The 26,755-nt window shown below is 71.7% G+C and carries 29 protein-coding genes; 9 read left to right on the top strand and 20 right to left on the bottom strand.

The genetic code is table 11. The features are described from left to right. From CCN51_RS10630 to CCN51_RS10620, 3 genes are all read left to right on the top strand, one after another. Positions 1-691 (top strand): peptidoglycan recognition protein family protein (locus CCN51_RS10630; protein ID WP_170061300.1); only part of this gene is annotated, 691 nt, incomplete at its 5' end. Between the two features lie 126 nt (positions 692-817). Then, positions 818-1,918, top strand: coding sequence for a mannose-1-phosphate guanylyltransferase (manB, locus tag CCN51_RS10625; protein ID WP_014177084.1), 1,101 nt, complete (start codon positions 818-820; stop codon positions 1,916-1,918). 53 nt (positions 1,919-1,971) lie between these two features. Beyond that, positions 1,972-2,877 carry a DNA-3-methyladenine glycosylase family protein gene (locus CCN51_RS10620; RefSeq protein ID WP_014177083.1) on the top strand — a complete coding sequence of 302 codons (906 nt, stop codon included), beginning with the start codon at positions 1,972-1,974 and terminating at the stop codon, positions 2,875-2,877. Positions 2,878-2,887: 10 nt separating this feature from the next. On the opposite strand, the gene CCN51_RS10615 is transcribed toward CCN51_RS10620, so the two are convergent. The 4 genes from CCN51_RS10615 to CCN51_RS10600 form a co-directional block, all read right to left on the bottom strand. Further along, positions 2,888-3,484 carry a hypothetical protein gene (locus CCN51_RS10615; protein ID WP_014177082.1) on the bottom strand — a complete coding sequence of 199 codons (597 nt, stop codon included), beginning with the start codon at positions 3,482-3,484 and terminating at the stop codon, positions 2,888-2,890. Continuing rightward, complete coding sequence (locus CCN51_RS10610) at positions 3,481-4,101, bottom strand: RNA polymerase sigma factor (RefSeq protein ID WP_238545384.1); 621 nt, start codon at positions 4,099-4,101, stop codon at positions 3,481-3,483. The genes CCN51_RS10615 and CCN51_RS10610 overlap by 4 nt, the downstream gene beginning before the upstream one ends. A 97-nt stretch (positions 4,102-4,198) precedes the next feature. Further along, positions 4,199-4,894 (bottom strand): alpha-ketoglutarate-dependent dioxygenase AlkB, encoded by a 696-nt coding sequence (locus CCN51_RS10605; protein WP_014177080.1) that lies wholly within the window; start codon positions 4,892-4,894, stop codon positions 4,199-4,201. 46 nt (positions 4,895-4,940) lie between these two features. Beyond that, a complete protein-coding gene (locus tag CCN51_RS10600; RefSeq protein ID WP_014177079.1) occupies positions 4,941-6,512 on the bottom strand; it encodes an isocitrate lyase/phosphoenolpyruvate mutase family protein in 1,572 nt (523 codons plus the stop codon). Positions 6,513-6,584: 72 nt separating this feature from the next. Here CCN51_RS10600 and CCN51_RS10595 point away from each other — a divergent pair, with 72 nt between their 5' ends. Beyond that, positions 6,585-7,232 (top strand): DUF7691 family protein, encoded by a 648-nt coding sequence (locus CCN51_RS10595; protein ID WP_043487014.1) that lies wholly within the window; start codon positions 6,585-6,587, stop codon positions 7,230-7,232. Between the two features lie 7 nt (positions 7,233-7,239). On the opposite strand, the gene CCN51_RS10590 is transcribed toward CCN51_RS10595, so the two are convergent. The 4 genes from CCN51_RS10590 to CCN51_RS10575 all read right to left on the bottom strand — a co-directional run bounded on the left by CCN51_RS10590 (position 7,240) and on the right by CCN51_RS10575 (position 11,917). After that, positions 7,240-8,739, bottom strand: coding sequence for an MFS transporter (locus CCN51_RS10590; RefSeq protein ID WP_014177077.1), 1,500 nt, complete (start codon positions 8,737-8,739; stop codon positions 7,240-7,242). 110 nt (positions 8,740-8,849) lie between these two features. Next, positions 8,850-10,646: an FtsX-like permease family protein gene (locus tag CCN51_RS10585; RefSeq protein ID WP_014177076.1), complete on the bottom strand. Its 1,797-nt coding sequence runs from the start codon at positions 10,644-10,646 to the stop codon at positions 8,850-8,852. A gap of 3 nt (positions 10,647-10,649) precedes the next feature. After that, complete coding sequence (locus CCN51_RS10580) at positions 10,650-11,396, bottom strand: ABC transporter ATP-binding protein (protein ID WP_043487013.1); 747 nt, start codon at positions 11,394-11,396, stop codon at positions 10,650-10,652. Then, complete coding sequence (locus tag CCN51_RS10575; protein WP_014177074.1) at positions 11,393-11,917, bottom strand: PadR family transcriptional regulator; 525 nt, start codon at positions 11,915-11,917, stop codon at positions 11,393-11,395. Before CCN51_RS10575 ends, CCN51_RS10580 begins: the two co-directional genes overlap by 4 nt. 92 nt (positions 11,918-12,009) lie before the next feature. On the opposite strand from CCN51_RS10575, the gene CCN51_RS10570 reads away from it, so the two are divergent. Then, on the top strand, positions 12,010-13,266 hold the full coding sequence (locus CCN51_RS10570; RefSeq protein WP_238545383.1) for a WD40 repeat domain-containing protein: 1,257 nt from the start codon (positions 12,010-12,012) through the stop codon (positions 13,264-13,266). Positions 13,267-13,305: 39 nt separating this feature from the next. Here CCN51_RS10570 and CCN51_RS10565 read toward each other — a convergent pair whose 3' ends face one another. From CCN51_RS10565 to CCN51_RS10555, 3 genes are read right to left on the bottom strand one after another with little or no spacing between them, the layout of a single operon-like run. Continuing rightward, positions 13,306-15,081: an ABC transporter permease gene (locus tag CCN51_RS10565; protein ID WP_014177072.1), complete on the bottom strand. Its 1,776-nt coding sequence runs from the start codon at positions 15,079-15,081 to the stop codon at positions 13,306-13,308. 2 nt (positions 15,082-15,083) lie between these two features. Beyond that, positions 15,084-15,929 carry an ABC transporter ATP-binding protein gene (locus CCN51_RS10560; protein ID WP_043487009.1) on the bottom strand — a complete coding sequence of 282 codons (846 nt, stop codon included), beginning with the start codon at positions 15,927-15,929 and terminating at the stop codon, positions 15,084-15,086. Continuing rightward, the gene (locus tag CCN51_RS10555) at positions 15,926-16,468 is read right to left on the bottom strand and encodes a PadR family transcriptional regulator (RefSeq protein WP_014177070.1); all 543 of its coding nucleotides are present in this window, start codon (positions 16,466-16,468) and stop codon (positions 15,926-15,928) included. Before CCN51_RS10555 ends, CCN51_RS10560 begins: the two co-directional genes overlap by 4 nt. A 221-nt stretch (positions 16,469-16,689) precedes the next feature. Here CCN51_RS10555 and CCN51_RS10550 point away from each other — a divergent pair, with 221 nt between their 5' ends. Then, positions 16,690-17,010 (top strand): lasso peptide biosynthesis B2 protein, encoded by a 321-nt coding sequence (locus CCN51_RS10550; protein ID WP_078610481.1) that lies wholly within the window; start codon positions 16,690-16,692, stop codon positions 17,008-17,010. Positions 17,011-17,037: 27 nt separating this feature from the next. Here CCN51_RS10550 and CCN51_RS10545 read toward each other — a convergent pair whose 3' ends face one another. Next, positions 17,038-17,901, bottom strand: a complete 864-nt coding sequence (locus tag CCN51_RS10545; protein WP_014177068.1) for an NAD(P)H-binding protein — start codon at positions 17,899-17,901, stop codon at positions 17,038-17,040. 132 nt (positions 17,902-18,033) lie between these two features. On the opposite strand from CCN51_RS10545, the gene CCN51_RS10540 reads away from it, so the two are divergent. Continuing rightward, a complete protein-coding gene (locus tag CCN51_RS10540; protein ID WP_014177067.1) occupies positions 18,034-18,462 on the top strand; it encodes a MarR family winged helix-turn-helix transcriptional regulator in 429 nt (142 codons plus the stop codon). Between the two features lie 27 nt (positions 18,463-18,489). Here CCN51_RS10540 and CCN51_RS10535 read toward each other — a convergent pair whose 3' ends face one another. The 3 genes from CCN51_RS10535 to CCN51_RS10525 form a co-directional block, all read right to left on the bottom strand. Then, positions 18,490-18,774: a sensor histidine kinase gene (locus tag CCN51_RS10535; RefSeq protein WP_338000818.1), complete on the bottom strand. Its 285-nt coding sequence runs from the start codon at positions 18,772-18,774 to the stop codon at positions 18,490-18,492. A gap of 64 nt (positions 18,775-18,838) precedes the next feature. Further along, entirely contained in the window at positions 18,839-20,368 is a 1,530-nt protein-coding gene (locus CCN51_RS10530; protein WP_014177065.1) for a tetratricopeptide repeat protein, read from the bottom strand. Positions 20,369-20,982: 614 nt separating this feature from the next. Then, positions 20,983-21,408 carry an ATP-binding protein gene (locus CCN51_RS10525; protein ID WP_014177064.1) on the bottom strand — a complete coding sequence of 142 codons (426 nt, stop codon included), beginning with the start codon at positions 21,406-21,408 and terminating at the stop codon, positions 20,983-20,985. A gap of 189 nt (positions 21,409-21,597) precedes the next feature. On the opposite strand from CCN51_RS10525, the gene CCN51_RS10520 reads away from it, so the two are divergent. Next, positions 21,598-22,461 carry a helix-turn-helix domain-containing protein gene (locus CCN51_RS10520; protein WP_043487006.1) on the top strand — a complete coding sequence of 288 codons (864 nt, stop codon included), beginning with the start codon at positions 21,598-21,600 and terminating at the stop codon, positions 22,459-22,461. Then, positions 22,458-22,658, top strand: a complete 201-nt coding sequence (locus tag CCN51_RS10515) for a DUF397 domain-containing protein (RefSeq protein WP_043487004.1) — start codon at positions 22,458-22,460, stop codon at positions 22,656-22,658. The genes CCN51_RS10520 and CCN51_RS10515 overlap by 4 nt, the downstream gene beginning before the upstream one ends. 122 nt (positions 22,659-22,780) lie before the next feature. Here CCN51_RS10515 and CCN51_RS10510 read toward each other — a convergent pair whose 3' ends face one another. The 5 genes from CCN51_RS10510 to CCN51_RS10490 all read right to left on the bottom strand — a co-directional run. Further along, positions 22,781-23,056 (bottom strand): hypothetical protein, encoded by a 276-nt coding sequence (locus tag CCN51_RS10510; protein ID WP_014177061.1) that lies wholly within the window; start codon positions 23,054-23,056, stop codon positions 22,781-22,783. Between the two features lie 77 nt (positions 23,057-23,133). Then, complete coding sequence (locus CCN51_RS10505; RefSeq protein WP_014177060.1) at positions 23,134-23,802, bottom strand: response regulator; 669 nt, start codon at positions 23,800-23,802, stop codon at positions 23,134-23,136. Then, positions 23,799-25,055, bottom strand: coding sequence for a sensor histidine kinase (locus tag CCN51_RS10500; protein WP_014177059.1), 1,257 nt, complete (start codon positions 25,053-25,055; stop codon positions 23,799-23,801). Before CCN51_RS10500 ends, CCN51_RS10505 begins: the two co-directional genes overlap by 4 nt. Before the next feature lie 94 nt (positions 25,056-25,149). After that, entirely contained in the window at positions 25,150-25,929 is a 780-nt protein-coding gene (locus tag CCN51_RS10495) for an ABC transporter permease (protein WP_014177058.1), read from the bottom strand. Beyond that, on the bottom strand, positions 25,926-26,755 hold an 830-nt coding region (locus CCN51_RS10490), incomplete at its 5' end, for an ATP-binding cassette domain-containing protein (RefSeq protein WP_107425955.1). The genes CCN51_RS10490 and CCN51_RS10495, both read right to left, overlap by 4 nt.

The raw sequence follows: 26,755 nt of genomic DNA, 5'->3' as shown, positions 1-26,755 counted from the left end.
CTCCGCGCCCCCGGAGCCGGAGCCCTCCACCCCGCCCCCGCTGGAGCTCCCCGAGGAGCCGCCGAACACCAGCTCGGCCCATCCGTACACCGCGCCGCGGCCCCGTATCGTCACCCGCGCCGGCTGGGGCGCCGACGAGAAGCTGCGTGAGAAGGGCCACCGCTACACCAAGACCGTCAAGGCCGCCTTCGTCCACCACACCGTGACGGGCAACGCGTACAGCTGCTCGCAGGTGCCGTCCGTGATGCGCAGTATCTACCGCTATCACGTGAAGAGCATGGGGTGGCGTGACTTCGGCTACAACTTCGCCGTCGACAAGTGCGGAAACATCTACGAGGGCAGATCCGGGGGCGTGGCCAAGGCGGTTCAGGGCGCGCATACGCGCGGCTTCAACACGAACAGCATGGGCATCGCGGTGCTCGGCACCTACTCCTCCAAGAAGCCCGCCGCCAAGGCGGTCAAGGCCGTGGCCAAGCTCACCGCCTGGAAGCTCGGCCTGTTCGGCCGGAACCCGAGCGGCACCACCCATCTGAAGTCCGCCGGCGGCAACAGATTCAAGAAGGGCACCAAGGCCAAGCTGCGCGTCATCTCCGGACACCGCGACGGCTACAACACCGAGTGCCCCGGCAACGCCCTGTACGCCAAGCTCGGCACCGTGCGCAGCACGGCCGCCCGGCTGCAAGGCCGCTGACCGCGCGGTCGGCGACCGGGGGGTTGCCGACCGCAAACGCCGCTGACCAGGCGCGGGCCGGGTACTCGGGGTCTGCATACACTGGCCGCCGACCCGGCGAGCCCCAGCAGGAAGCAGAGACGATACGTGACCACAGCGCCAGCGACGCCAGAAGCGATCCTCCTGGTCGGCGGCAAGGGCACCCGGCTGCGGCCGATGACGGTGAACACCCCCAAGCCGATGGTCCCGGCGGCCGGCGTCCCGTTCCTCACCCACCAACTGGCGCGCGCCCGCGCGGCCGGGGTCGAGCACATCGTGCTCGCCACGTCGTATCTGGCCGAGGTGTTCGAGCCGTACTTCGGTGACGGCTCGTCACTCGGACTGCACCTGGAATACGTGACGGAGCAGGAGCCGCTGGGCACCGGCGGCGCCATCCGCAACGTCGCCTCCCGGCTGCGCTCGGGCCCGGACGACCCGGTGCTCATCTTCAACGGCGACATCCTCACCGGGCTCGACATACGCGCCCTCGTCGACACCCACCGCACCACCGGCGCCGATGTCTCCCTGCACCTCACCCGCGTCACCGACCCACGCGCGTACGGGCTGGTGCCGACCGACGCCACCGGGCGCGTCACCGCCTTCCTCGAAAAGCCGCAGACCGCCGAGGAGATCGTCACCGACCAGATAAACGCGGGCGCCTACGTCTTCAACCGCTCGGTGATCGACTCCATCCCGGCCGGCCGCTCCGTCTCCGTCGAACGCGAGACCTTCCCCGGCCTGCTGGCCGCCGGTGCCCACCTCCAGGGCATGGTCGACTCCACGTACTGGCTCGACCTCGGCACCCCCCAGGCATTCGTCCGCGGCTCCGCCGACCTGGTGCTGGGCCGCGCCCCCTCCCCGGCGGTCCCCGGCCGCTGCGGCGACCGGCTGATCCTGGACAGCGCGCAGGTGGCGCGCGACGCCAAGCTCACCGGCGGCACCGTCATCGGCCCCGCGGCCCGGGTGGGCGCGGGCGCCAGCATCGACGGATCCACGGTGCTGGCCGGCGCGGTGGTGGAGGAGGGCGCGCAGGTCCGCGACTCCCTCATCGGCGCGCGGGCCCGGATCGGGGCCCGTACGGTGCTGCAGGGCGCGGTGGTCGGGGACGGTGCGCTGGTGGGGCCGGACAACGAGCTGCGGGACGGGGTACGGGTGTGGTGCGGGGCGGACATCCCGGCGGGGGCGGTGCGCTTCTCGTCGGACCAGTGAGGTCCAGCGAGGGCTTGTGCGGGCGTGTCGGAGGCGCGCCGTAGGCTGGCGATGTGCCCGCCCACCGCAGTTGGACCCCTTCCGGTCCGTACGACCTCGTGCGCAACCTGAGCGTGCTGCGGCGGGGTCCCGGGGACCCGGCGTTCCAGGTGTCCGCCGACGGCGCCATCTGGCGGGCCAGCCGCACCCCTCAGGGTGCGGGGACGATACGCCTCGTACGCCGGGGTGAGGCGGTCGAGGCGCAGGCGTGGGGGCCGGGCGCGGACTGGCTGCTTGACCATCTGCCCGTCCTGCTCGGCGCCGAGGACGACCCCTCCGCCTTCACCCCACGCCACCGCCTGGTGCACCAGGCGCACCGCCGCCACCCGGGCCTCAGACTGATCCGCACCGGTCTGGTCCTGGAGTCGCTGATCCCCTCGATCCTGGAGCAGAAGGTCACCAGCGACGAGGCGTACCGGGGCTGGCGGCTGCTGCTGCAGCGCCACGGCGAGCCGGCGCCCGGCCCCGCCGAGCGGCTGCGGGTCATGCCGGAGCCGCGCGCCTGGGCGCTGATCCCGTCGTGGGAGTGGCACCGGGCCGGGGTCGACGCCAAGCGCTCGTCGACCATCCTGCGGGCCGTACGGGCCGCCCGGCGCCTGGAGGAGGCCACGGCCATGGATCTCGCCGCGGCCTCGGCCCGGCTCCAGGCCATCCCGGGCATCGGCCCGTGGACGGCGGCCGAGACGCTGCAGCGCAGCAACGGCACCCCGGACGCGATCACGGTCGGCGATCTGCACCTTCCGAAGATCATCGGCTATGCCCTCACCGGCGAGCGCGGCACCGACGACGCGGCGATGCTGCAGCTGCTGGCCCCCTACGCCGGCCAGCGCCACCGCGCCGCCCGTCTGATCCTCCTCTCCGGCCGTATCCCGCCCCGCCGCGCCCCGCGCTTTTCGGTCCGGGACTTCCGGGCGATCTGAAGGTCATACGTCAGGCGTGCGCGTCCGGACCGCCGCCGATCCCCGGCACGCTGCACTTCGGGACCTTCGACACCAGCCGGAACGACACCGCCTTGGTCGCGTTGTCCTTGCCGAACTCCGCCACGATGAGCAGCGTCGCCCCGGCGACCCGCCGGCCGTCCGACGCGGTGGTGTCGTCCGGGATCATGTCCGGGTGGATCACGGCCTTCCCGGGCTCGGACGGGAAGGTCAGCGCGTAGCCCGCGGTGGCCCAGGGGGCGTGGGGCGGCGCGCCCGTGGGGCAGTTCTCGTCCCCCTCCAGGGCAGCCGCCCGTACGCCCATCTTCTTCAGCTGCTGCTGGAGGCCGGGCAGGCCCTCGGGGCGGTTCAGATGCAGGACCAGCGAGCCGTCGTCCTTCTTGGTCACGGCGTACGCGGGCGAGCCGCCCGATCCGCTCAGCGTCGGCACGACCACCGCCGCCGCCGCGGCCGTCGCCACCGTCGCGACCGCGAGCGGGAGGCGAAGACGGCGGGCCGGGGTCCGGGTGGCCGGGGCGGGAGCCGGGGCGGTGGCCATGGCCGACAGATCGGCGCCCAGGCGCCGCTTGAACTGGGTGGGCGTGCTCATGAGACAACCTCCAGGGTGTGTTCCGCACGTTCGGTGTGTTCGGCGATGGGCGGGCGTCCGGCGCGCAGCGCGCGCTTCGCGCGGTGCAGGCGGACCCGTACCGTCGCCTGGTTGAGCCCGAGGGCCTGTGCGGCCTCGCGCGGGGTGAGGCCGTCGACGGCCACCAGATCGAGGACTTCGCGCAGCGGTTCGCTCAGCGCGCGGTGCCGTTCGACCAGTTCGCGCGCCGCCCGCTCCGCGTCGATCCGCTCCTCCAGCGCGGCGATGTCCTCCTCGTCCAGTAGCCGACGCCCGTTCAGCCGGGCCATAACCTGCTGTTCGCGGGCGCTGCCCCGGTAGTGGGCGGCCAGGACGTTGCGGGCGATGCCGTACAGCCAGGCGGCGGGCGCCCCGCGCTTCGGGTCGTACTGGCCGGTGGCCTCCAGCGCGGCGACGAAGATGTCGGCGGTGAGGTCAGCGGCCAGCTGCGGGCAGGTCGTGCGCCGGGTCACAAAGCCGAGGACGGCGTCGAAGTTCTCTTCGTAGAACACCGCGAATCCGGCGGCGTCCGGCCGGGGCGGCGCGGCCCGGCTCGCATGTCGTTCGGGCACGGCGGCCCGTTCGGGTATCAAGGGCACCCGTTCCTCCAACGTGGTCGGTGGTCCCTTCACCCGCTACTTGGCGCGGCAGCGGCCAACCGTTACACCGGTGGCCGCCGCCGGAGTTGCCGCCGGGTTATTGAGTTGTGTGCAGGACCGTGCGGAACGTCACCGACACCCGGCGACCACGAGGGACCCGTCCGGCCGCCCCGGGGTCGCTCTTGCGCGCGGCGATGGCATGCCGCCAGGCGTAGCGGGCCGGACCGGCCATGACCAGCAGGCTGCCCGGCGCCAGCGGCACCGCCAGCTTGGTGCCGTCGTCGGGGTTGGGGTTGGGCTTGGGGTTGGGGTTGGTGAAGTCCATCAGACAGCTGGAACCCAGGGATATCGCGGCGACGACCGGGCCGAAGCACGGCACGCAGTCGACGTGGGCGCTGATCCCCTGCCCCGGCCGGTACTCGTTGACGATCACCTGGTCCGCCTCCCGGTCCATCAACCCCTCGTCCACCAGCCGGGCGGCCAGCTCCCGGGCCCACACCGGAAGCGGCGGCGCGGTCGCCTGCGACGTATCGGCGGCCACGGCGCGGCGGCCGTAGTCGTACCGATGGCCGTAGTGCTGTACGCGCCGCTTCAGCTGCGCCGACCATGACGCCGCATCGATCCCCGCGAGCAGGGCCGTACCGGCATCGGGGGCGAGCCAGTCGGCGATGTAGCGCAGCCCGGGCACCGCGGCGGACGCGGCGGACGGTGCCGAAGGCGGCTGCTGGGCGTCGGTGTTTGTGCCGGTGTCGGTGTTGGTGTCGAACGAGAGTTGGCCAGAGGTCTCGGACATGCCTGCACAGTAACCATCCCCCGGGGACGGCGGATTCACGGTGACATCAGGGCTCCGCCAGCGCCTGTACCTCCGCGTAGGAGGGGGCCGTGAGGTCTGTCGGCCGGCCGTCGCGGACGGCGGTCGCGGCGGTCACGGCCGCGGCCAGGGCCCTGCGGTAGAGCAGCGAGCCGAGGCTGACCCTGCGTACGCCCAGCGCGGCCAGCTCGGCGAGCGTGGGCCCGGTCGGCGTGTACAGGATGTTGAGCGGGACGAGGAGGGCCGCCGTCAGCGAGGCGATCCCGTCCGGATCCGACAGCCCCGGTACGAACACCCCGTCAGCCCCGGCCTGTTCATAGCTTGCGAGGCGCGCCGCGGTCTCGTCCTCCTGGCGTCCGAGCCAGTGGGTGTCGGTGCGGGCGTTCACGAACAGCGCGGGTACGGCGGCCTTGACCGCGGCGATCTTCGCGGCGTGCAGCTCCACGGGGGCGAGGGTGCCGTCCGCCCGGCCGTCTTCCAGGTTGATCCCCGCGGCGCCCGCGTCGTACAGCTCGTGGGCCAGCGCGGCCACTTCCGCCACGTCGTCGCTGAAGCCCCCTTCGGCGTCGACGGTGAACAGGAAGGAGCCCCGTCCGAGGCTGCGGGCCAGGGCCAAGGTCGCGTCCACGGTCGCGGCCGCCCCGTCCGGGAGGCCGGTGGCCGCGGCCACGCCCAGGCTCGTGGTGCCGACCGCCGGGAAGCCCCGCGCCGCCAGGGCGGCGGCGGAGGCGTAGTCCCAGGCGTTGGGCAGCAGCAGCGGGGTGGCGGCCTGGTGGTGCAGCCGGGCGAAGGCCGTCAGTGGGCGCTGGAGCAGTCCGTCGGCCAGGGCGAGGGCGTGGGCCCGGCCGGGGCAGACCCGCGGTGGTGCGCCGAAGGTGAGGGGCACGGGGTGTGCGCGCTGGGCGGTCGCGAGGTCCAGTCGCACCACATCGCCCTCGGCGATCTCCCGGCCGGCGACCCGGGTGGCGCGGGCGGCGATCCGGCGCATGGTCCGTACCGGCGGATCCTCCCGGAGCACCCGGGCCGGCGGTACGTCGCCGCCCGCCGCCTCCGCCAATGCGGCCCCCGCGCAGGACTCCACCAGCGCGGCCGTCGCATCGCATGCCTGCACCAGCAGCCCGATGCGGTTGGCGACGGCCTCCAGAGCGGCCTCATCGGCACTGGCCGACGCCAGCCGCGCCACCAGCCGGGCCACTGCCTCGTCCGCGGCCGCGTCCGTACCCCCGAAGTAGGCCCCGGCCACCACGGTCACCGCCTCCGCGACCGCCCCGGGCTCCGGCAGCCCCAGGGCCTCGGCGAGGGCACGCACCACCCGCACCCGGACCTCCCCTCTGGGCCCGGTCGCCACCGCCCGCCACAGCGAGGCGGGCTCCAGCCGGGCCAGTTCGGCCTCCACCAGAGCCCGCCGCCGCCGATGCGGCTCACCGGAGCTGAACCGGGCCACGGTGGCCCGCAGCCAGGCGACACTGGCCCCGGCCGGCCCCCCGGCCGAAGCCCCATCGGTAGCCGGGAGTTCCGGGACGAGCGCCGGGTCGGCGAGCGCCGCCCGTACGTCCGCGAAGCGGTTGAACTCATGCGTCGTGTGCGTCCTGTGCGTCATGGCCCGACGCTAGGACCGGAAAAGTTCGGTGCCGCCCGAACCACCCCCGGCAGGGCTTGCGACCATGGCCGCATGAGCCATGTGATCACCATGAAGACGGTCACCCTGAGCCGGACTCTCGCCTATATGCAAGGCGGCGAGTTCACTGCCCAGCAGCAGCAGATCCACGACACCATGCGCGAGTGGGCGCGGGGCGTCCAGCGCCGCATCGACTACCAGCAAATCGACTGGGGCCTCACCGTCCCCGAGGCCCTGGAACACCTCATCATGGGCCGGGCCGATGCGGAGGGCGAGTACGTCGGCTACGCGTACTACGCCGCCCTGCTGGCCGTCATCGAGTGCATCGGATCCGACCCCGTCGACGTGGGCGTCTATTCCAAACCGTCCACTTTCTTCGGCCTCATGGACGACGAACTCCGTGCGCTGGGAGTCCCCGCCGACCTGCTGCCGTACGGTTTCCTGTTCGCGGACTTCCCCGACCTGCTCCCGTTCCCCGTCCCGAGTCCCATGGACGGCTACCCGGCCATCGGCTACCTCCCGCTCGACAAGGCCAAGACCGTCGCTGACGCCTACACGGCCGTGCTCGACCGCATGGACCACCGCTTCTCCCACGACGCCAAACTCCTCATCGACAAGCTCAATGTGGAGCACGAGGAGTGGCAGACCGCCCTGAAGTACGGCCACACCATGGACCTGCTCGTCTTCTGCATCCAGGGCTGATCGGGCCCTACGGACGCGGAGACGGCGGTCGCGCCGCGCGGGTCCGGATCAGGGGCGCCGTGAGGCATACGGCGGCGAGGAGGATGCCGAAGCCGACCATCAGGGCGGTGGTGTAACCGTGCACGGACGCCCCGGTCGGCGTGGCGTGGCCTTCGGATGCCAGGTATGAGGCGGCGGCGCTGGTCGCGATGGTGTTGAGCAGCGCGGTGCCGAGCGCGGCTCCCAGCTGCTGGGAGGCGTTGTAGGCGGCCGACGCGGCTCCGATGTCGTACGGGGCCACGTCCGCGGTGGCCAGCCCGGCGGTCGAGGTGATGACACTGCCGAGGCCGAGGCCGGTGAGCACCAGGGCGGGTACGAGATACAGCGGCAGGACGTGTGCGCTCTGCGGTGTCAAACGGGTCAGGACGAGCATCCCGGCGGCCGCGGCGACCAGCCCGGGCAGGATCAGCATCGCGGGCGGGACGCGTCCGTGCAGCCGGCCGGTGAGGAGCGTGGAGCCGAGCAGGGCGGCCAGCGCGTTGATGAGGAGCGTCAGGCCCGCCTGGACCGGCGAGTAGCCGAGGACGGTCTGGGTGTAGTAGCTCATGAACAGGTAGAAGCCGAACATCGCGACGAACATCAGGGTGATCGAGACCAGCGAACCGGCGCGGGCGCGGTGCAAGAGCACGCGCATCGGCAGCAGCGGGTGCTGGGCACGCACCTCGACGGCGGCGAACGCGGCCAGCAGCAGGACGCCGCCGACCAGCAGCGCCGACACCTTCGGTGAGCCCCAGCCGAGCGGTTCGGCCTCGTTGAAGGCGTACACCACAGCGCCGAAGCCCGCGGCGCTGAGCAGCGCGCCCGCGACATCGAGCCGCCCGCCGCCACGGATCGGGCGGTCCGCCGGCACAACCGCCGTGCCGAGCACGGCGCACAGGGCGATGGGGACGTTGATGTAAAGGCACCACCGCCAGCTCGCGTACTCGGTCAGCAGCCCCCCGGTGACCAGCCCGAGGGCCGACCCGGCGGCACCGACCGCGGCGAACACACCGAACGCCCGGCCCCGTTCACGCGGATCGGTGAACGTCGTGGTCAACAACGACAACCCGGCGGGCGCGAGCGCGGCGGCGAAGACACCCTGCAGCGCCCGCGCGCCGAAGAGCATCCCGGGGTTCACGGCGGCCCCGCCCAGCGCGGACGAGGCGGCGAAGCCGACCAGGCCGATGATGAACGTACGCCGGTGCCCGAGCGCGCCGCTGACCCTGCCGCCGATCAGCAGCAGCCCGCCGAAGGTCAGGGCGTACGCCGTGATTGCCCACTGCCGGCTCGCATCGGACATGCCCAGCGCGCTCTGCGCGGAGGGCAGCGCGATGTTCACGATTGTCCCGTCCAGGACCACGAGCAGCTGGGCCGCGCTGACCGCCGGCAGAGTCCACCACCGCCGCGGTGCGCGGGTGCGGTCTCCCTCGCTGTTGTGGGTCTCGACGGCAGGCTCCGCCCCGGGCGGTTTGATGTCTGGGGAGTTCATGTATTCGAGTGTTTCGTTGAACTGACTCCGGAGACTTTTCACCGCCCGCGGTCCGCGACCCGGGGCCGATGAGCGGACAACCCTCAACCCCGGGTCGAACCCGTGAGGCTTCAGTCGCTGTTCAGGGCCTTGTGGACGGGGTGGCGGGCGCCGAGGCGGGCCGGGGCCGCGGTCAGCGCCGCGAGAACGAGCAGCGTCGCGGCGATCATGCCAACGGTCTGCGCGGAGGAGGGCAGGATCACGGCCTGGGGGCCGGCCTGGAGGAGCGCGCACAGGCCCATACCGGCAGGGGCGCCGAGCGCGGCCGCGGGCAGGGCCGGCAGCAACTGGGCCGCGATCAGTCCAATGGTGACCTGCCCCGGAGTGGCGCCCAGCGTGCGGGCGACGGCCAGGGGGCGTCGTGCGTCGAGGGCGGCGTTCCAGGCGGTGGCGGCGGCGTTGACCGCGGCGAGCACGATCAGCGCGACGATGACGCCTTGGACGATGTGATCGGTCAGCACCCTGGGCGGATCGGGCAGGGTGGACGCTCCCAGGTCGAGCCGGAACGGCGGCTGGGCGTGGAAGGTCAGGGCCGCGGAGAGCCCGGTGGTGACGGTGAAGGTGCTGACCGCGGTGAGGAGCGCGCGTCGGGGGCGGCGGGCGGCGAGGCGCAGTCCGAGCATGAGCGGGATGGGCAGCCAGCCGGCGGCGCCGGTGAGCGCGGAGTGCGGTCGGGGCGCGCGGGCCGGATCGGCGAGCGCATGGGCGGTGGTCGTGTGGGCAGCCCGCCACGCCGGACCGATGGCCGCGCCGGCGGCGATCGCGAGGGCGGTGATGGCCACGGCTGCGACGGTGCCGGCGGACGGGGTGGCCGGCCCGGTGTCGAGCAGCCCGGTGTCGGGCAGTCCGCCGCCGGGGTCGCTGAGTACGGGGGCGAGCAGGCAGCCAAGACCCAGGCCCGCGGCGCCCGAGACCAGCGCGAGGGCCAGGTGTTCGGCCAGCAGCGCCGCGGCCACCAGGCCCGGGGTGGCGCCGGCCGCCTTGAACAGTCCGACCCTGCGGGTCTGTTCGGCCATACGGCCGGCGACCAGGCTGCTCGCGCCGGCCAGCGCAAGGGCGACCAGGAGCCAACTGCCGACCGTAATGGCGTCGTGCACGGTGCGCAGGCCGACGGCGTCGTCGGTGAGGAACTGCCAGGTGCGTACGTTCACCTCGATGGCCTTGACGGCCGGGGAGGCCGCGAATGCCCGGGCGTCCTGGGGGTCGGTCAGCTTCAGATGGGCGGTGTAGGAAAGGGGCAGCTCGGGCGTGGCGAGGCCGCGCAGGTCGGCCTGCGTGAGCCAGAACAACCCGGCGCTGGCGGAGGGGCCGCCTCCTTGGGGGGACCACTGGGCGTGCGGGTAGGGCCCGGTGGCGGCGGTGAGGGCGATGCCGGTGACCGTGAAGGTCCGCCCGGCGACGGTGAGGCGGTCGCCGGTGCGCACGCCGAGCGCGAGGGCGAAGGCGCGTTCCACCACCGCGCCTCCGGGACGCACCCAGGTGCCCTGGGTCAGCTGGGGGTGGTCGATGGCGTCCGGGGTCGTGTCGCGGCCCTCCGCCACGGCCTGGACCGTCAGCCCGTGTGCCTTGATCATGGGGAAGACGACGGGGTAGGGGCCGCTGTGCTCGGCGATCCCCGGGAGGCGGAACAGCGGGTCCAGGTCGTCCAGCGCGGTGTCACCGATGCTGATCGGCATGGCTATCACGTCCGGTCCGTTGGTCGCGGCCCGGATCTGCACGTACGACTGCCCTGCCGCGTCCCGCAGGGTCAGCCCCAGCGCCAAGGCGGCGCACGCGGTCGTCACGGCCAGCGCCAGGATCGCGGACGGCAGCAGGTGGCGGCGCAGGCCGCGTAGTGCGAGACGGGCTATCAGGACAAGGCGCCCCATCGGTCAGCCCTCCAGATCGATCAGGGAGGCAGCCGGTGCCTGGGCCGGCGAGAGGGCCGTGTCGTCGACGAAGGCTCCGTCATGCATGGTGATCAACCGGTCGGCGGTGGCGGCGGTCCGCGGATCGTGAGTGACCATGACCAGCGTCTGCCCGGCCACCCGCAGCTTCTCGAAGAGGCGGAGCACGTCACGTGTCGCCGCGCTGTCCAGATTGCCGGTCGGCTCGTCGGCCAGGATGAGGGAGGGCGCGTTGGCGAGCGCCCGCGCGATCGCGACCCGCTGGCGCTGGCCCCCGGACAGTTCCGACGGCAGGTGGTTCGCCCGGTCGCCCAACCCGACCTGCTCCAGCAACTCCACGGCCCGGCGGCGGGCCCGGCGCCGCCCGCATCCGGCCAGCAGCGCGGGGAACTCCACGCTCTCCACCGCCGACAGCTCGTCCATCAGATGGAAGGACTGGAAGACGAAGCCCACATGCGCGCGGCGCAACCGGGCCAGGGCCCGTTCGCCCAGCACATCCAGGCGGTGGCCGGCCAGCCAGATCTCCCCACGGGTCGGCCGGTCCATGCCGCCGAGCAGATGCAGCAGCGTGGACTTGCCGCAACCGCTGGGGCCCATCACCGCGACGCTGTGGCCCGCGCGCACCGCCATGTCGACGTTGTCGACCGCCCGCACCAGGCTCTGGCGCTCGCCGTACTCCTTGGACACCCCGCACACTCGTAGCAGCACGGCGCCGCTCGCATCCCCGGTCATGAGTCCTCCCTGTCCGACCTGTTCCCACGCCATGTCCGATCGCATGTCTCCAGCCAGCGCAGGTCCGCCTCGAGCCGCAGCACGACGCCCTCCAGCAGCAGTGAGGCGACGGGTTCGCCGGGCTCCTCCAGCGCCGCCCGCTGAGCGTCACGCAGCCGACGCATCAGTTCCCGGCGCTGGAGCGCCACGAGCTCCACCGGATCAGCCATCCCGCTGGCGGCAGCCGCGACCAGCTTCAGATGGAACTCCGCCAGATCCGGTTTCGGCCACGCCGCCCCCGCAAACCACCGCGCCGCACGTTCCCTGCCGGCGGCGGTGGCTTCATAGACCTTGCGGTCGGCCGCCCCCTCGGCATCGACACACACCACCAGGCCGGCCTTCTCCAGCCGCGACAGGGTGACGTACACCTGGCCCGGGTTCATCGCCGCACCAAGCGGCCCGAGCGCCGTTTGCAGCCGAGCGCGCAGCGCGTACCCGTGGGCCGGCTCCTTGGCCAGCATCGCCAGCAACGCGTCCTGCATTTCTCACCCTCCGCAGCTAGCGGCTATGTCTAACGGTTATCTGATTGCGAAGTCAACTCGACTGTCAGCCCAGCCGGATAGCTTCATCTGCCATGACCAGTCTGGATACAACGATGAGGTCGTCGGCCGACCCGGCAAAGGTGAAGTTCTACCGGATCGCCGTCGAGGGCTCGCGGCTGATCCGCTCGGCGTGGACGGAGGGAAGGCGGCCCCGGGAAACCGTGACGGAGTGCGCGAGCGAGCACGAGGCAGAGCTGAAGTTCGAGGAACTGCGCTGGAAGAAGCTGCGGGAGGGGTTCGCCTGCATCGCCGACGCCGCCCAGTCGGCGCGCGGCACCGTCGTGCTCGACGTCAAGGTCCCCAACCGGTGCTCCGCCCAAGCATTCGACCTGTCTCCGGACGGCCGGACCATCGCCGTCGGCACCATGCTCAAGGACGCGTACGGCGCCGAGATCCACCTGATCGACGTCGGCACCGGGCACCGCCGGCTGATCCACGCCGAACCAGTGGGCAAGAGGCAGACATTCGTACACGCCGTGCACTTCGACGCGGGCGGTGAGCACATCGTCTACGCGCTCAATGAGGAAACGCGGCTCTTTGATCCAGCAAGCGGTCAAACCCGGATTCTCGCCCAGTACCGGGAGTTCCAGGACGCCGACTTCAACCCTTTCCGTGCCCGTCCTTCATGGGACGCGGCCCGGCGGCGGCTGCTGCTCTTCGACACCGGCGACCGTGTCCGCATACTCGACGCACTCGACGCACTCGACGCATTCGACCAGGACTGGAACGAGGTGTTCGCGACGTCCACGGAAAGGCCGGCCATGCGCTGCTGGGCAGGCGCGCTTTCGCCGTCCGGGAAGCTCATGGCGCTGTGCTTCACCAAGGGGTCCCGGTACAAGGAGGACGACCCCGAGGTCACCGAGGTCGAGATCTGGGACATCGACCGGGATGCGGTCCTGCGCCGTATCCCGATGGACCGCAAGCCGCATGCGATCGGCTTCGACCCGGCCGACACGCTGCTGGTCGCCAACCCCGAGTCCGCCGAGGGCCCGTGCGCGTACTCCCTGGAGACCGGCGAACTCGTCTGGCACTTCCCGCACCCGTACCGCACCGACCGCTGGGCCACCTGCTACGGCTGGGCGTACTCGCCCGACGGCGCCACCCTGGCCATCGGCCGGCGGAGGGACACCGACATCGTCGACGCCGCTACCCGCCACAGTGACCCCATCTTCAGATGCCGCCCGGGAGACCTGGGCACGGGGCGCACCTATACGGTCAGGATCTCCGCGGACGGCACACTCGTCGCCTCCGGCGGCGACACCGGCCGCATCATCGTCCGCAAACTCTGAACATCCGCAGACTCTGAGCAGGCGGGGGTGAAGGGTCCGTCAGGCGGGTTCGGCGTTGAGGACGCGCCCGGCGGGGCTGCGGGTGTGGGCCCATGCGGGCAGCGCGGTCAACACCGCGATGGCCAGCAGGACGGCGAGCGCGGCGGTGAGCAGCCACGGTCCCGGGGGCGTGACCTGCGAGCCGAAGAACCAGTACAGGCCGAGCCCGGCCGGAATACCCACCGCCACTCCGGGCACGGCGGGCAGGAGTTGCGCGACGCAGAGCGCCGCGACGACCTGGCCGGGTGTGGCGCCGAGGGTACGGGCGATGGACAGGGCGCGCCGGGCCTGTACGGCGGTGCTCCAGCCGAGGAGCACGGTGTTGAGCGTGGACAGCGCCACCAGCGTGAGCGTGACGGCGAGCAGCACGTGGCCGGTCAGGTCGACCCGCACCTCGATGGGGCCGAACCGCCTGAAGTCGGGCCTCCCGGCGAGTTCGGTGTGCCAGGTGAGCAGGGCGGTGACCATGAGGGTGGTGGCGGCCGTGCCGGCGGAGACCAGGACGGCGCGGCCGGGCCGGCGGGCGAGCAGCCGGATGCCGAGCAGCAGCGAGGTGGGCAGATGCGCCGTCACGGCGTTCAGGTGCGGGTGGCGCGTGAGCAGGTGCGCCGGGTCGGCCAGGGCGTGGACGGTGCTGGTGCGGGCGGCGCGCAGGGCGGGGCCGAGCGCACCGATCAGGGCGACCATGACGGCGAGGAAGATCGCGGCGGTGACGGTGTCGGAGTCCGGAGGGCTGACGGTGTTGAGCAGCCCGGCGCTGGGATCGACCAGGCGGGGTGCGGCCAGCGTCCCGGCGGTCAGTCCGAGCGTGGTGGCCAGGAGGGTCAGCAGCAGGTACTGCGCCAGCAGGACGGCGGTGACGGTGGCGGGTCCGGCGCCGACGGCCTTGAGCAGTGCGGCCCGCCGGTTGTCGCGGGCGGCGCGGGTGGTGGCGAGCGCGGCGAGGGTGACGATCGCGGCGACAGCGAGCAGCCAGCCGCCGACGACCAGGGCAGGCTGGATGTCCTTGATCATGGCCAGGTCCGTCTGGAGGACGTCCTGCCAGTAGTGGACGCTGACCGAGGAGTCGACCTCGCGGTCGCCGGCGAACACGGTGTCCTGCCATCGTTTCGTCGCGGTGGGATCGGTCAGCTTCAGGTGGATCAGGTGGACACTGGGCTCGTCGCCCGCCGCCGCGCGGGTGTCGGCGGAGGTGAGCCAGATTCTGCCGCCGAAGTCGGACGGCCCGGGCCCCTGCGCGGTGTCGCTCCATGGATATACCGAGGTGGCTGCGCTGATCGCGGTCCCGACGACCGGATAGCCGCGTCCGCTGATGGTGACGCGGTCGCCGACGCGTACGCCGAGTGCTTGCGCGAAGCCGCGCTCGACCACCGCGCCGCCGGGACGCACCCAGGTGCCGGAGGTCACCAGCGGCCGGTCCACGGCGGACGGTGAGGTCTCGCGCCCCTCGACCGAGGAGTGCGCGGTTCGGCCGTGCGCCCTGATGTAGGTGTCGAACGCGAAGACCGGGTCGGCCTGGGCGGCCACACCGGGCGCGTCCGCGAGGCTTTCGGCCACGCGGGACGGGTCCGTGGCCGTCGTGGCGGCGATGATGTCGGGTCCCGCGGTGGCCGCGCGGGTCTTCTCGTACCCGGTGACCACCGCGTCGTTGGTCGCCAGTCCGAGGGTCAGGCTGGCGCCGGCGATGGTGACGGCGAGCAGGAACATGACGGCCTCGCCGGGACGGCGGCGCATATCGCGCAGGACCAGGCGCCACATCAGCAGCAGATGTCCCACGGTCAGTCCTCCCAGCTCAAGAGCGTGCCGAGCCGTGTGCTGCCGCTTTCGGTGTCCAGGGAGGTGTTCAGGGGTGTGTCGTCGGCCAGCGCGCCGTCGCGCAGGGAGACGATGCGGTCGGCGGTGGCGGCGACGCGTTCGTCGTGGGTGACCATGACCAGGGTCTGGCCGGCGGCGCGCAGCTCGTCGAAGAGCCGGAGGATGTCGTGGGTCGCGGCGCTGTCGAGGTTTCCGGTGGGCTCGTCGGCGAGGACCACCAGCGGCTTGTTGACCAGGGCGCGGGCGATGGCGACCCGCTGCCGCTGCCCGCCGGACAGCTCCGAGGGCAGATGCCGGGCCCGGTCGGCGAGTCCGACGTGACCGAGGAGTTCGGCGGCACGGCGGCGGGCGGTACGCGGTGAGACGCCGGCGAGCAGCGCGGGCAGCTCGACGTTCTCCGCCGCGGTCAGCTCGTCCATCAGGTGGTAGGCCTGGAAGACGAACCCGACGGCGCGGCGCCGCAGCCGGGCCAGCGCCCGCTCGCCGAGGTCGTCGACGCGCCGCCCACCGAGCCACACCTCGCCCTCCGTAGGCCGGTCAAGTCCGCCGAGAAGCTGGAGCAGCGTGGATTTACCACAGCCGCTTGGCCCGGTCACGGCGAGCGTCTGCCCGGTGGGAACGTCGAGGTCGACCCCATCGACGGCCCACACCGCGCTCTCGTCCTCCCCGTACACCCGGGCCAGGCCGACCGCGCGCAGCACCGGCCCGGCCGCCTCACCGTGCCCGCGGCCGGCCGATCCCGCGCCCGGACTGTCGTCCGTATCCCTCCGCCGCGATCGGCCCCTGGCCCGCTGACCGTCTCTCGTCATTCGATTCCTTTGCCTTTCCCACCCGGTGTGCGGGCTGACCAGGTCCGCTCGCACGCCTCCAACCAGCGCAGATCGGCCTGCAACCGGAGCGCGATGCCCTCCAGGAGCAGCCCGGCCTCCGAGCCCGTATCGTGAGCGAGGGCGGCGCGCTGGGCTTCGGCGAGGCTGCGCATCAGCTCCCGCCGCCGCGCGTCCACCAGCGCGAGCGGATCAGCCAGGCCCGACTCGCCGGCGGCCACCAGCTTCAGGTGGAACTCCGCCACGTCCGCTCTGGGCCCGGGGTCCTCGGCCATCCATGCGGCCACCCGCTCCTGCCCGGCCGCGGTCAGCGCGTACACCTTGCGGCGCGGGCCGCGCACCGGCTCGTCCTCACGCTCCTGGACGGCCAGGCCCGCCTTTTCGAGCCGGGTGAGCGTCACATAGATCTGCCCCGCGTTCAGCGTCTCCCCCAACGGCCCGAGCGCCGCCACCAGCCGCCTGCGCAGGTCGTACCCGTGCGATGGCTCCTTGACCAGCAGCGCCAGCACCACGTCCTGCACGGGCCACCCTCCTCTGCGACTCCCCAATAGATAGCGGTTAGCTAAAGGGGCGTCAAACCAGCGAGCGCGTCTGGGCGGAGATCGGCTGGAGCTGTGCCCTGTGGGGAGGGCGGGGCAAAAGTAAGAGGGGGCGTTCCGGAATATTCATGGCAGGACGGTTGATCGTGAATCTTGAATCGCAGTGGGCCGCGTGATTCCCTGTCGATCACGCACCACGCGCCATACTGACCCGCCTGCGCAAGGGCGCCCGCCCGGCCACGTACGCCGAGGCCCGCGCCGCCCGGGAGGCCGTAGTAGCCGTCAGCCTCCGCTGCGCCGGCGACGAAGGGTGCCTGCCTCGTTCACTGGCGACCGTCCTGCCGTGCCGTGCCGTGCCGGGCCGGGCACGCGGCACCTGGCCCACCTGGACGGTGGGGGTGCGGGCCCGCCTGCCGTTCGGCGCCCATGCGTGGGTGGAGGCTGAGGGACGCATGGTCGAGGAGAGGGCGGACCCTTCCTACTTCCGCCCCCTGTTCTCGGTGCCGGCGGAAGGTGCCACCTGACGTCAAGACGAGGGCCCTGATGGGTGCTCAGGCGCCGAGCGCCTGCCGGAACACGTCCGCGTGTGCGGCGCACCAGGCGGCGAAGGTGCGTGGCTTGCGGGCGAGGAGTTTCTCGACGGTGTCCGTCCGGAGTCCGGCGGTGTCGGCGCGCATGAGGGTGAACCCTTCTACGAGGGCCTCGGCGAGGGCCGGCGGCGCTCCGTGGGGGAATCGGGACCGTACCGCCTCGGCCGCTGTGGCCACCTCGCGGACCTCGATGGCGGTCCCGGTCGTTTCCGCGAGGATGCGGACCTGGTCGGTGACGGTGAACGTCTCCGCGCCGGTGAGGACGTACTCCGCGCCCTGGTGGCCGTCCTCGGTCAGGGCGAGGGCGGCCACCGCGGCGATGTCCGCGGGGTCGATCGGCGCGTAGCGGCCGGGGCCGATGGGGTCGAGGACGTAGCCGGCTTCGCGGAGGGTGGGCAGCCAGTCCAGGGCGTTGGTCATGAAGCCGCCGGGTCGCAGAAAGGTGGCCGGGATGCCGGAGGCGCGGACGAGGTTTTCGCGTTCGTGGTGCCAGCGGCCCATGGCGGGCATGGGGTCGCCCAGGACGTTGAAGGAGGACAGGTGCACGATGTGGCGCACTCCGGCGGCCCGTGCGGCTGCGACGGCGTGCGCGGTGTGGGCGGTGCCGATGCCCGGGGTGAGCAGGAACAGGCGGTCCGCGCCGTGGAAGGCGGAGGTGAGTGTCGTCGGTTTGTCCAGGTCGGCCACGACGCGTTCGGCCCGCTGGGGCAGGTCTGCGGCGCGGGCCGGGTCGCGCAGGAGGATACGGAAGTCGGTGCCTTGTGCGTCGAGTTGGCGGACGAGTTCGCGGCCGACGTTTCCGGTGGCTCCGGTGAGCAGTAGCATGGCACTCCTTCGGTCATTTGCCGGTTAACGAGTTCACCGGGTCGGACGTTAGCCGGGAAATGATTAGCCGTCAAACGATCGACGGACGGCGTCGGGTGCCCGTCCCGTACGTCACCTCACCGAAAGGCCGCGATGCCCGAGTTCCTGGACTTGCACAGCAAGACGTCGAAGACCCTGCGGGCCCTGGCCGAGCGCGGCATGCGGGAGCACGGCCTCCACCTCGGCCAGAACCACCTCCTCGCGGCCCTCTGGGAACACGACGGCCGCACCCCCGGCGAAATCGCAGCGGCGCTCCACGTCACCACCCCCACCGTCACCAAGATGGCCACCCGCATGGCCGCCACCGGCCTGCTCACCCGGCGCCCCGACGACCGGGACAGCCGCCTGGTCAGGCTGTGGCTCACCGACGCCGGACGCGCCCTGCAAAAACCGGTCGAGCAGGAACGCCGACGCATGGAGGAAGCCGTGACCGCGGACCTCACCGACGACGAACGGCGCCATTTGCTCAGCGCGCTGACGAAGATCCACCGCGCAGCGAACGACCTCCTGGACGACGCCTGAAGTCCTCGACGCCGTGACCACAACGCGTCATCGATCCGGCTGATCCGCCTCCGCCGGGCTCCGCGGGAGGTCGACGGTGACGTCGAGGCCGCCGCCGGGCCGGGCGGTGACCGAGATCCGGCCCCCGTGGGCGAGCGTGACCGTGCGTACGATCGACAGTCCCAGTCCCAGTCCGTCGGTACGGACGCGGGTCCCCTGCCCGTGCACGAACCGTTCCAGCGGCGTCTGCGCCTCGTCGGGCGGGATCTCCCGGCCGGTGTTGGAGATCCGCAGCACGGCGCGCGCACCCGCCGCCGTGCCCGTATCGAGGATCAGGTGCCCGCCCGCCCGGTTGGGATCGTCGAGTCGCAGGCCGTGGAGCGACCGGAGTAGCCAGTCACGCCCGACCGAGGGCGCGACCGATCCGGGCGTGGAGTTGGGCGGCCCGCGAGTCCTCGTATCCGGCCGTCAGGGTCAGCGCCTCGGACCAGTGCGTGCGCGCCTCGTCGGTGCGGCCCGCCGCGTCCAGCGCACCGGCGAGCCCGTCGAGCGCCAGGGCCAACCGCCAGTCGTCGTTCAGGTCGCGATGCGTCGTCGCCGCGCCGCGGTGGAAGTCGGCCGCCTCGTCGAACCGTTCGAGCTGCTGGTACGCCTCTCCCGTGCCCTGCCAGGCTCGCGCCTCGCGTGAGCGGTCACCGAGCCGCCGCTGGAGGACGGCTGCCCGCTGGTACGAGGCCAGGGCGTCCTCGGCATGGCCGGTGGCCTGCTGGGCCCGCCCCAGAGTGAGCAGCCAGTACCCCTCCCACATGGTGTTGCGATGGCTCACCGCGATGTCCACCGCCTGCCGCGCATATCCAAGAGCCTCTTGGGGCTCGCCCTGTTCCAGACGGGCGGCGCTGAGCAGCCGGAGGACATTGCCCTGTCCGCCCTTGTTGTCCAGCGCGCGGAACATCTCCAGGGCGCTCTGCGCGAGGTCACGGGCCCGCTCGGCCGCACCGAGTTCGTACGCCACCTCGGCGGCGTTCGCCAGGGCGACGGCCTCCCACTGGGGGGCGCCGATCTCCCGGAAGATTGTCAGCGCCTCGTCGAAACGGCTCTTCGCATCGCTCAACCGCCGCTCCCTGAGGCGGATCAGGCCGATGTCGTTGAGCGAAAGCGACTCGCCCAGCCGGTCTCCGCGCTCGCGGCGGATCGCGAGGGCGCCCTCATGGAAGTCCGCCGCTTCGGACAGCCGGTGGGACTGGGTGCAGGCCATGCCCAGGCTTTCCAGGATCTCGGCCTCGGCGCCACGGTCACCGAGCCGCCGCGCGGCCCGCAACCCGATATGCCCCATGGCCAGCCAGTCCTCGAACGGGTTGAGCAGCATGTGCACGCTGCGCAGCACGGCCGCCAACTGCCAGGCGATCTCGTCCAGCCCCGCCGCCTCCGCCTCGCGGGCGACGGCCATCAGATTCGCCGATTCCAGCTCGTACCAGGCCATGGCCTGCTCGTAGCCGTCGAAGGTCAGGGCGGCGACACCGGCGTCCAGAGGGGTGAGCGGGATATGCGCCTCTCCCGGATTGATCCACCCCTGGGCCGCGTCGGCGGCGTGTACGTACCAGGTGAGGATCCGGCGCACCGCGGCCGCGCGGGTCTCGGGGGCCTCCTCGTACTGGGCCTGGTCGGTCGCGTAGGCGCGCAGCAGGTCATGGAACTCGTAGCGGTCGGGCGCGGTCTGTTCCAGCAGATGGGCCCCGGCGAGAGAGTCCAGCAGGCGATGGGCCTGGGCGGTGCTGAGGCCGGCGATCGCGGCGGCGGCCGGCACTCCGAAGGCCGGTCCCGGATGGAGACCGAGCAGCCGGAACAGCGTCGCGGCCTCGGCGGTCAGCGCCCGGTAGGACCGTGCGGCTGCGGAAGCGTCGTCGTTCGCCCGAGCGTCTTCGGTCATGGGCGTACCCCCGTCAGGCCGGTGGTCTGTCCGCCCATGCCCAGGCAGAGCGAGCGGGCGTGCTGTTGTTGTTCGTGCTCGATCACGTGGGCCCGTACGAGCGGCCCTGTGTCCACCCAATCCGTTGGCGGTGCTGAGGGGTGCTGGGCTCGTCGTGCCGCGCGGCATCCTCGCCCGGCGGCGACGCAGGGGAGCCATACCTCGGGCGCCGACGGCTCGCGCACGACTACCGGTTCCGGCTGGCCGGCGGGCGCTTGGGCGCCCCGCTTGTGCTTTCCGCGCGGGGGGCGGGTCGGCCAGAAGGTCACCACCCACGCGCGGAATCGGGCGACATTCTCTAACAAGGTCAACAGCTCCTGTCTGTCGGCTGGTTAACCCGGGACGGCCTGCCTGCTGTCCTGGGGCGCTTCTGTGTGGGGACGCAGGGGCCCCGCCTGTGGAGTTACGGGACCCCTGCGCGGGGCTCGAACCAAGCCGCCACTGGGGCGCGTGCTGGGAGTCCTCTTGCGACCCGTTACGCGGTGAAGTCATGCCGCGTCACGGGCAGATCGCTCCGGCCATGGCCCGTATCGCCTGCGTCCTGGTGCGGCAGATCTCCTCGTCTCCGGCGTACGTCAGTCGGTGCACGTGACCTCTTCCCTGATCACAAAACGCGCCCAGATGCATTTGCTGTGTTGCTCGTGCCTGTGGCCCCACGTTTCCGCCAGCTGTGAGACCAGGTACAGCCCGCGTCCGCTCTCTTCGTCGGGATCGGGGGTCCGGAGTTGGGGGATCTTGTCTCTGTCGGGGTCGGAAACCTCAAGGAGCAAGGCCCGATCCTGGACGGAGACGGTGATCTCGATCAGAGCGAACGTCACACGACAGTGACGGATGGCGTTGGACACCAGTTCGTCAACCGACAGGGTCACGTCGTCGGCGAGAGCGCCGCTGATCCCCCAGTTCGCGAGGGTCTTCCGTATGCGGGTCCGTACACCCGGGACGCTGCGCTTGTGCTTGGAGACACGAAAGGTGTCCCGGCGGTCCGCTGTGGCGGTGGGCATGCCTGCTACCCCCTGACTCATCGTCAAGTTCGCGCTCTGTAGTGGCGCGTGTTCAAGAGGTTAGGGCTGCGCGCATGCGTTGCGCAACTCCTAGCTATGCAAGCTTGCACGGCGGCGGGTTATCGTGTTGTCGAGCCGTACAGTGGGCTCATCGTCGCGCTGGGTAGTCAGCAGAGAGGTGGGGAACCCATGCCCGCAGGGGGAAAGCCGACCGTGCGCAGCAGGCGACTCGGTGCAGCGCTCAAGCGGTACCGACTTGCCGCAAAGCTGGATCAGCAGCAAGCCGCGGCAGTGCTCGAAGCCTCGGCGGCCAAGATCAGTCGCGTTGAGTCTGGCCACGTAACCGCTCGCGTTGTCGACATTCGCCTACTGCTGGACGCTTACGGCGTCAAAGACGGTGAAGTGCGGTCGAAGCTTGAGGACTTGGCCAGGAACGCCAACCGTCGCGGTTGGTGGCTCGAGCATGCGGCGCACTTGCGCGAGGACTATCTCGAACACATCGCGATTGAGGATGACGCTACCTTCATCCGCGAATGGCAATCCGCTGCCTTCCCGGGTTTGTTGCAAACCGCCGCCTACGCAGAGGCGACTATTGCGGAGGGCCCAAATTGTGTTGATCCCGAACGGGCGGCGCATCTGGTGAAGGCACGCGAGACGCGGCAGGCGAAAATCGAGCCCGGAGGGGCCATGTATACGGCCATCGTTTGGGAGCCTGTGATCATTCACCCGCTGGTGAGCGTTGCGATCCACCGGGAACAGCTGTCCGCCGTACTCGAGGTAAGCAAGAGGCAGAATGTCACCGTTCAAGTCCTGCCATTCGCGGCTGGATTGCTTGCGGCGATCTCTGCGTTTTCTTCGTTCAGCTTCGGCTCCGACCCTGCGGTTGAAGCCGTGACCATGGAAAACCTGCGTGGTACGTCGGTCCTTGAGGACCCCGACGACCTCGGTGCTTACGCCAACGCTTTTGACCAACTACGATCGGCAGCACTGGCCCCGGATGCGAGTGCGCGACTCATCCGGGGCGCACTGCGGAGCAGCGAGGAAGAGAAATGACCCCAGAGGTTATTGGTCCTTACCGTAAGTCGTCTTACTCCCTGCAAGAGGGTAATTGCGTGGAAATCGCCCCAACGGTCATCGGTGGCCGTTCCATACGGGACGGCAAGGACAGGAGCGGCCCGCACCTGACGTTCACGGGTGACGCATGGCAAGCGTTCCTCCTGGACGTCAAGTCGCGGGAGTTCGACCGTTAAGCAGATCAGACGCTAGGGCCCCGGCAAGCCGTTGCCGGGGCCCCGTTCGCCGGTGTCTTGCGGATGACGTGTAGTTGTCCAGAACAAGCCGCTCGCCGCGCGACGTCTGGAAGCGGAGACCGTCAGGGCTGAGCGTCGGGAATATCTGGTTTCGCCGAGCTCAGCATCGCACCCGGCAGGATCACCAGGCGCTCGTCCGCGGCGATCTTGACGTCGTCGGGCAGCCGGGCCGCGTACGTCTCCGTCAGGTCCCGGCCGATCACCGCGATGTCTCCATTGTCCAACTGCCAGATGTCGGGGCAGCCGTCGCGGCCACCGGTGGCGTTCAGCTCCTTGGCGGACTTCCCCAGGCGCCGCTCGAACGAGGCCGCGGGGTCGGCCTCCCAGGCTCGCTCCATGAGTTCTCCCATCGCGTACCACGGAGGACAACGGCTACTCACTGTATGTGTGCATGACACTCATGGCAATGGATCGTCTACTCCGGCCGGACCAGCCGGGTGTCGTACGCGAAGATCACCGCCTGGACGCGGTCCCGGCCGCCGATCTTCGCCAGGATGCGGCCCACGTGCGTCTTGACGGTGGACTCCGCGACGACCAGCCGCTGCGCGATCTCGCCGTTCGTCCAGCCCCGGCCGATCGCCGTCAGCACCTCGCGCTCGCGGCCGGTGAGGGCCGCCAGGCGGGGGTCGGTGCCGTCGGCCGTGCTTGCGTCCGGCGCCGGGAGGTGGTGGGCGTAGCGGTCGAGGAGGCGGCGGGTCAGGGCCGGGGCGACGACCGCGTCGCCGGTCGCCACGGCCCGGATGCCGGCGAGCAGTTCCTCGGGGCGGGCGTCCTTGACGAGGAAGCCGCTCGCACCGGCCCGCAGGCCGGCGTGGGCGTATTCGTCGAGGTCGAAGGTGGTGAGGATCAGCACGCGGGTGCGGCCGCCGGACGCGACGATACGGCGGGTGGCCTCGATGCCGTCGAGGCCGGGCATCCGTATGTCCATCAGCACCACGTCGGGCTGCAGCTCGGCGCACAGCCGTACGGCCGCGGAGCCGGTCTCGGCCTCGCCGACCAGCGCCATGTCGTCCTGGCTCTCCAACAGCATCCGGAAGCCGAAGCGCTGCATGGCCTGGTCGTCCGCGATCGCGACTGTGGTCACTGCTGTCCGCTCCGCTCGGCCGGTAGATGTACGTGTACGCGCCAGCCGCCCGAGGGCAGCGGGCCCGCGTCGAGTGTGCCGCCGTACAGCGCGGCGCGCTGCCGCATACCGGGGATGCCCTGCCCGCCGTCGGGGCCGTCCGGGCCGTCGGGGCCGTCGGGGCCGTCCGAGGCGGTGCCGGAGCCCGTGTCCGTGATGCCGAGGTCGACGCCGTGCGGTGCGTATCCGATGGTCACCTCGGCGTTCGCGCCGGGCCCGGCGTGCTTGAGGGTGTTGGTGAGGGCTTCCTGGACGATGCGGTAGACGGTGAGCTGCAGACCGGGGGAGAGTTCGCCGCCCCGGCCCGAGGTGGTCACCCGCACCGGCAGCCCCGCCTCGCGGACCCGGCCCAGCAGCTGGTCGAGGTCCGCGAGCGCGGGCTGCGGGGCCAGATCGGCGGTCGCGTCCCGCAACATACCCAGCAGTTTGCGCAGTTCGCCCAGGGCCTCGCGGCTGGTGTCGCCGATGGCCTCCAGGGCCTGTGTCGCGCGCTCGGGGTTCTTGCGGGCCGCGTACGAGCCGCCGTCGGCCAGGCCGGTGATGACGGACAGATGGTGGCCGATGATGTCGTGCATCTCCCGGGCGATCCGGGTCCGTTCGGCCGCGGCGGCGAGCCGGGCCTGCTGGTCCCGCTCCACCTCCAGCTGTCTGGCCCGCTCCAGCAGCGAGGCCGTGTAGTCGCGGCGGGTGCGGACCGCGATGCCGGCGAGCACCATGACCGCGCACGTCATCAGGTACGGCACGAGCTGCCGTTCGAAGTCGCCCTCCGGCCACCGCACGGCGGAGACGGTGATCTGGGCGGCGGCGAGCGCGCTCGCCCAGACCAGCTCGGGCCAGGGCCGCCGCACCGCGACCCCGTACAGGACCGCCATCCGGATCGCCCCGGCCTCCAGAGCGATCCCGGTCCAGGAGTCGACGAACCCCGGCACCGCCAGCACGCACATGACGGCGAGGGGCCTGCGCCGCCGCCAGGCCGCGGGGAGCACGAATCCGGCGCTCACCAGCCACGGCAGCCAGCCCGGCACATCCGTCCCGTACGCCGTCAGCTTCCACCGCGCACCGATGAGGTCGGCCAGCGCGGCCAGGGCGAGTACGCCCGTCAGCAGCAGGTCCCACACCAGCGGCCGGCGGGCGTCGAAGTCCCGTACGCGCCGCACGGCCAGGTGGAAGCGGCGGGTCAGCGTCAGGGTGCCGGGGGCCCACTCGGAGGTCATCGGGCGCTCGGTCTCCCTGTCGCTCGGTTTCGGGGGTGCTTGGTTTCGAGGGTGCTTGGTTTCGGGGGTGCTCGGTCTCCGGGGTGCGTGTGGGTCACACGTCGCGGCGGCGCAGCAGCAGCCCCGCCGCGCCGAGCGCGACCGCCGCCCAGGCGCACAGCGCCACGAACGCCGCCCCGGGGGAGAGCAGGTCCGCCTCGGAGCCCGTCGTCATCAGGGCCTCCAGGTTCCGGGACGGGAAGTAGGCGACGGCGTCCTCCGCCGCCCCGAACGGCAGCATGCCCACCACCTCAGGGAGGATCAGCACCCCGCCGATGTACGCGCCGATCCCGGCCGGGACGCCGCGCAGCGCGGCGCCCAGCGCGAGCGAGATCACCCCGATGAGGGCGATCCCGGCCGCCGCGCCGACCAGGGCGCGGGCGATCCCCGGGTCGGTCAGCGCGGCCTCCTGGTCGGTGCCGTTGAGGAACGTCTGGGCGAGCATGAAGGTGGCGAAGGTGGTCACCAGCAGCGTGACGAAGGCGGTGGCGCCGAAGACGGCGGCCTTGGCCCACAGCACCGGCAGTCGGCGCGGAACGGCCGCCATGGTGGCGCGGACCATGCCGGTCGAGTACTCACCGGCCGTCACCATGACCCCGAGGACGGCGACGATCAGTTGGCTGAACTGGATGCCGAGGAGGGTGAATTGCACCGGCCCGGTGATCCCGCCCCCGTTTCCCGAGCTGTAGTTCGCCCCGATGAGCGCGCCGATGGCGATGGTCAGCAGTGCGGTGGCACCGAGCGCGATCCACGTGGAGCGCACCGACCACAGCTTGGACCACTCCGAGCGCAGCACGCGCACGCGGGTGACTCGGTATGCGGCCGTGGCGGTCATGCGGCGGCCCCCTCGCGGTACTCGACGGCGTCGCGGGTGAGTTCCATGAAGGCTTCCTCCAGGGAGGCCGTGTGCGGGGTGAGTTCGTAGACGGGGATGCCGTGGCGCGCGGCGGCGCTCCCGATGCGCTCGCCGTCCGCGCCGGTGACGCGGAGCGTGCCGGGCGCGTCCGAGGCGATCTCGACGCCGGGCGCGGCCAGCAGGTCACGCAGCCGCGCCGCCTCGGGGCTGACGACCTTGACCTCGCCCACCCCCGCGCTCCGCACGAACCGCTCCACGGTGGTGTCGGCCAGCAGTCTGCCGCGCCCGATGATGATCAAGTGCTGGGCGGTGACCGCCATTTCGCTCATCAAGTGGGAGGAGACGAAGACGGTACGGCCCTCGGCCGCCAGCTCCTTGAGGAGCGTACGGATCCACCGCACGCCCTCCGGGTCGAGGCCGTTGACCGGCTCGTCCAGGATGACCGTGCCGGGGTCGCCGAGCAGCGCGGCTGCGATGCCCAGCCGTTGGCCCATCCCGAGCGAGAAGCCCCCCACCCGCCTGCCCGCCGCCTCGCGCAGCCCGACCTGGTCGAGGATCTGCTCGACGCGGCGGCGGGGGATGCCGTGGGTGTGCGCGAGGGCCATCAGATGGCCGAGCGCCGACCGCCCCTTGTGGATGGACTTCGCCTCCAGAAGGGCGCCGGCCACGGTGAGCGGGGCGGGGTGCTCGGCATACGGGCGGCCGGCCACGGTGACCCGGCCGCGGGTGGGGGCGTCCAGGCCGAGGATCATGCGCATGGTCGTGGACTTGCCCGCGCCGTTGGGCCCCAGAAAGCCGGTGACCT

The sequence above is a fragment of the Streptomyces milbemycinicus genome (assembly GCF_002154605.1).
In the GTDB taxonomy this organism is placed as follows: domain Bacteria; phylum Actinomycetota; class Actinomycetes; order Streptomycetales; family Streptomycetaceae; genus Streptomyces; species Streptomyces milbemycinicus.
The sequence above is the reverse complement of the archived record's forward strand: the minus strand, read 5'-3'. Positions and strand labels throughout refer to the sequence as shown.

What these genes read in the sequence shown, in the direction of transcription:
- CCN51_RS10575 (WP_014177074.1), bottom strand. Translation starts at nt 11,917, where the DNA reads ATGCAGGACGCGTTGCTGGCGATGCTGGCCAAGGAGCCGGCCCACGGG.
- CCN51_RS10515 (WP_043487004.1), top strand. Translation starts at nt 22,458, where the DNA reads ATGACCCCAGAGGTTATTGGTCCTTACCGTAAGTCGTCTTACTCCCTG.
- CCN51_RS10590 (WP_014177077.1), bottom strand. Translation starts at nt 8,739, where the DNA reads ATGAACTCCCCAGACATCAAACCGCCCGGGGCGGAGCCTGCCGTCGAG.
- CCN51_RS10605 (WP_014177080.1), bottom strand. Translation starts at nt 4,894, where the DNA reads ATGTCCGAGACCTCTGGCCAACTCTCGTTCGACACCAACACCGACACC.
- CCN51_RS10530 (WP_014177065.1), bottom strand. Translation starts at nt 20,368, where the DNA reads ATGACCGAAGACGCTCGGGCGAACGACGACGCTTCCGCAGCCGCACGG.
- CCN51_RS10510 (WP_014177061.1), bottom strand. Translation starts at nt 23,056, where the DNA reads ATGGAGCGAGCCTGGGAGGCCGACCCCGCGGCCTCGTTCGAGCGGCGC.
- CCN51_RS10495 (WP_014177058.1), bottom strand. Translation starts at nt 25,929, where the DNA reads ATGACCGCCACGGCCGCATACCGAGTCACCCGCGTGCGCGTGCTGCGC.
- CCN51_RS10615 (WP_014177082.1), bottom strand. Translation starts at nt 3,484, where the DNA reads ATGAGCACGCCCACCCAGTTCAAGCGGCGCCTGGGCGCCGATCTGTCG.
- CCN51_RS10500 (WP_014177059.1), bottom strand. Translation starts at nt 25,055, where the DNA reads ATGACCTCCGAGTGGGCCCCCGGCACCCTGACGCTGACCCGCCGCTTC.
- CCN51_RS10540 (WP_014177067.1), top strand. Translation starts at nt 18,034, where the DNA reads ATGCCCGAGTTCCTGGACTTGCACAGCAAGACGTCGAAGACCCTGCGG.
- CCN51_RS10525 (WP_014177064.1), bottom strand. Translation starts at nt 21,408, where the DNA reads ATGCCCACCGCCACAGCGGACCGCCGGGACACCTTTCGTGTCTCCAAG.
- CCN51_RS10520 (WP_043487006.1), top strand. Translation starts at nt 21,598, where the DNA reads ATGCCCGCAGGGGGAAAGCCGACCGTGCGCAGCAGGCGACTCGGTGCA.
- CCN51_RS10600 (WP_014177079.1), bottom strand. Translation starts at nt 6,512, where the DNA reads ATGACGCACAGGACGCACACGACGCATGAGTTCAACCGCTTCGCGGAC.
- CCN51_RS10585 (WP_014177076.1), bottom strand. Translation starts at nt 10,646, where the DNA reads ATGGGGCGCCTTGTCCTGATAGCCCGTCTCGCACTACGCGGCCTGCGC.
- CCN51_RS10560 (WP_043487009.1), bottom strand. Translation starts at nt 15,929, where the DNA reads ATGACGAGAGACGGTCAGCGGGCCAGGGGCCGATCGCGGCGGAGGGAT.
- CCN51_RS10545 (WP_014177068.1), bottom strand. Translation starts at nt 17,901, where the DNA reads ATGCTACTGCTCACCGGAGCCACCGGAAACGTCGGCCGCGAACTCGTC.
- CCN51_RS10570 (WP_238545383.1), top strand. Translation starts at nt 12,010, where the DNA reads ATGACCAGTCTGGATACAACGATGAGGTCGTCGGCCGACCCGGCAAAG.
- CCN51_RS10580 (WP_043487013.1), bottom strand. Translation starts at nt 11,396, where the DNA reads ATGACCGGGGATGCGAGCGGCGCCGTGCTGCTACGAGTGTGCGGGGTG.
- CCN51_RS10595 (WP_043487014.1), top strand. Translation starts at nt 6,585, where the DNA reads ATGAGCCATGTGATCACCATGAAGACGGTCACCCTGAGCCGGACTCTC.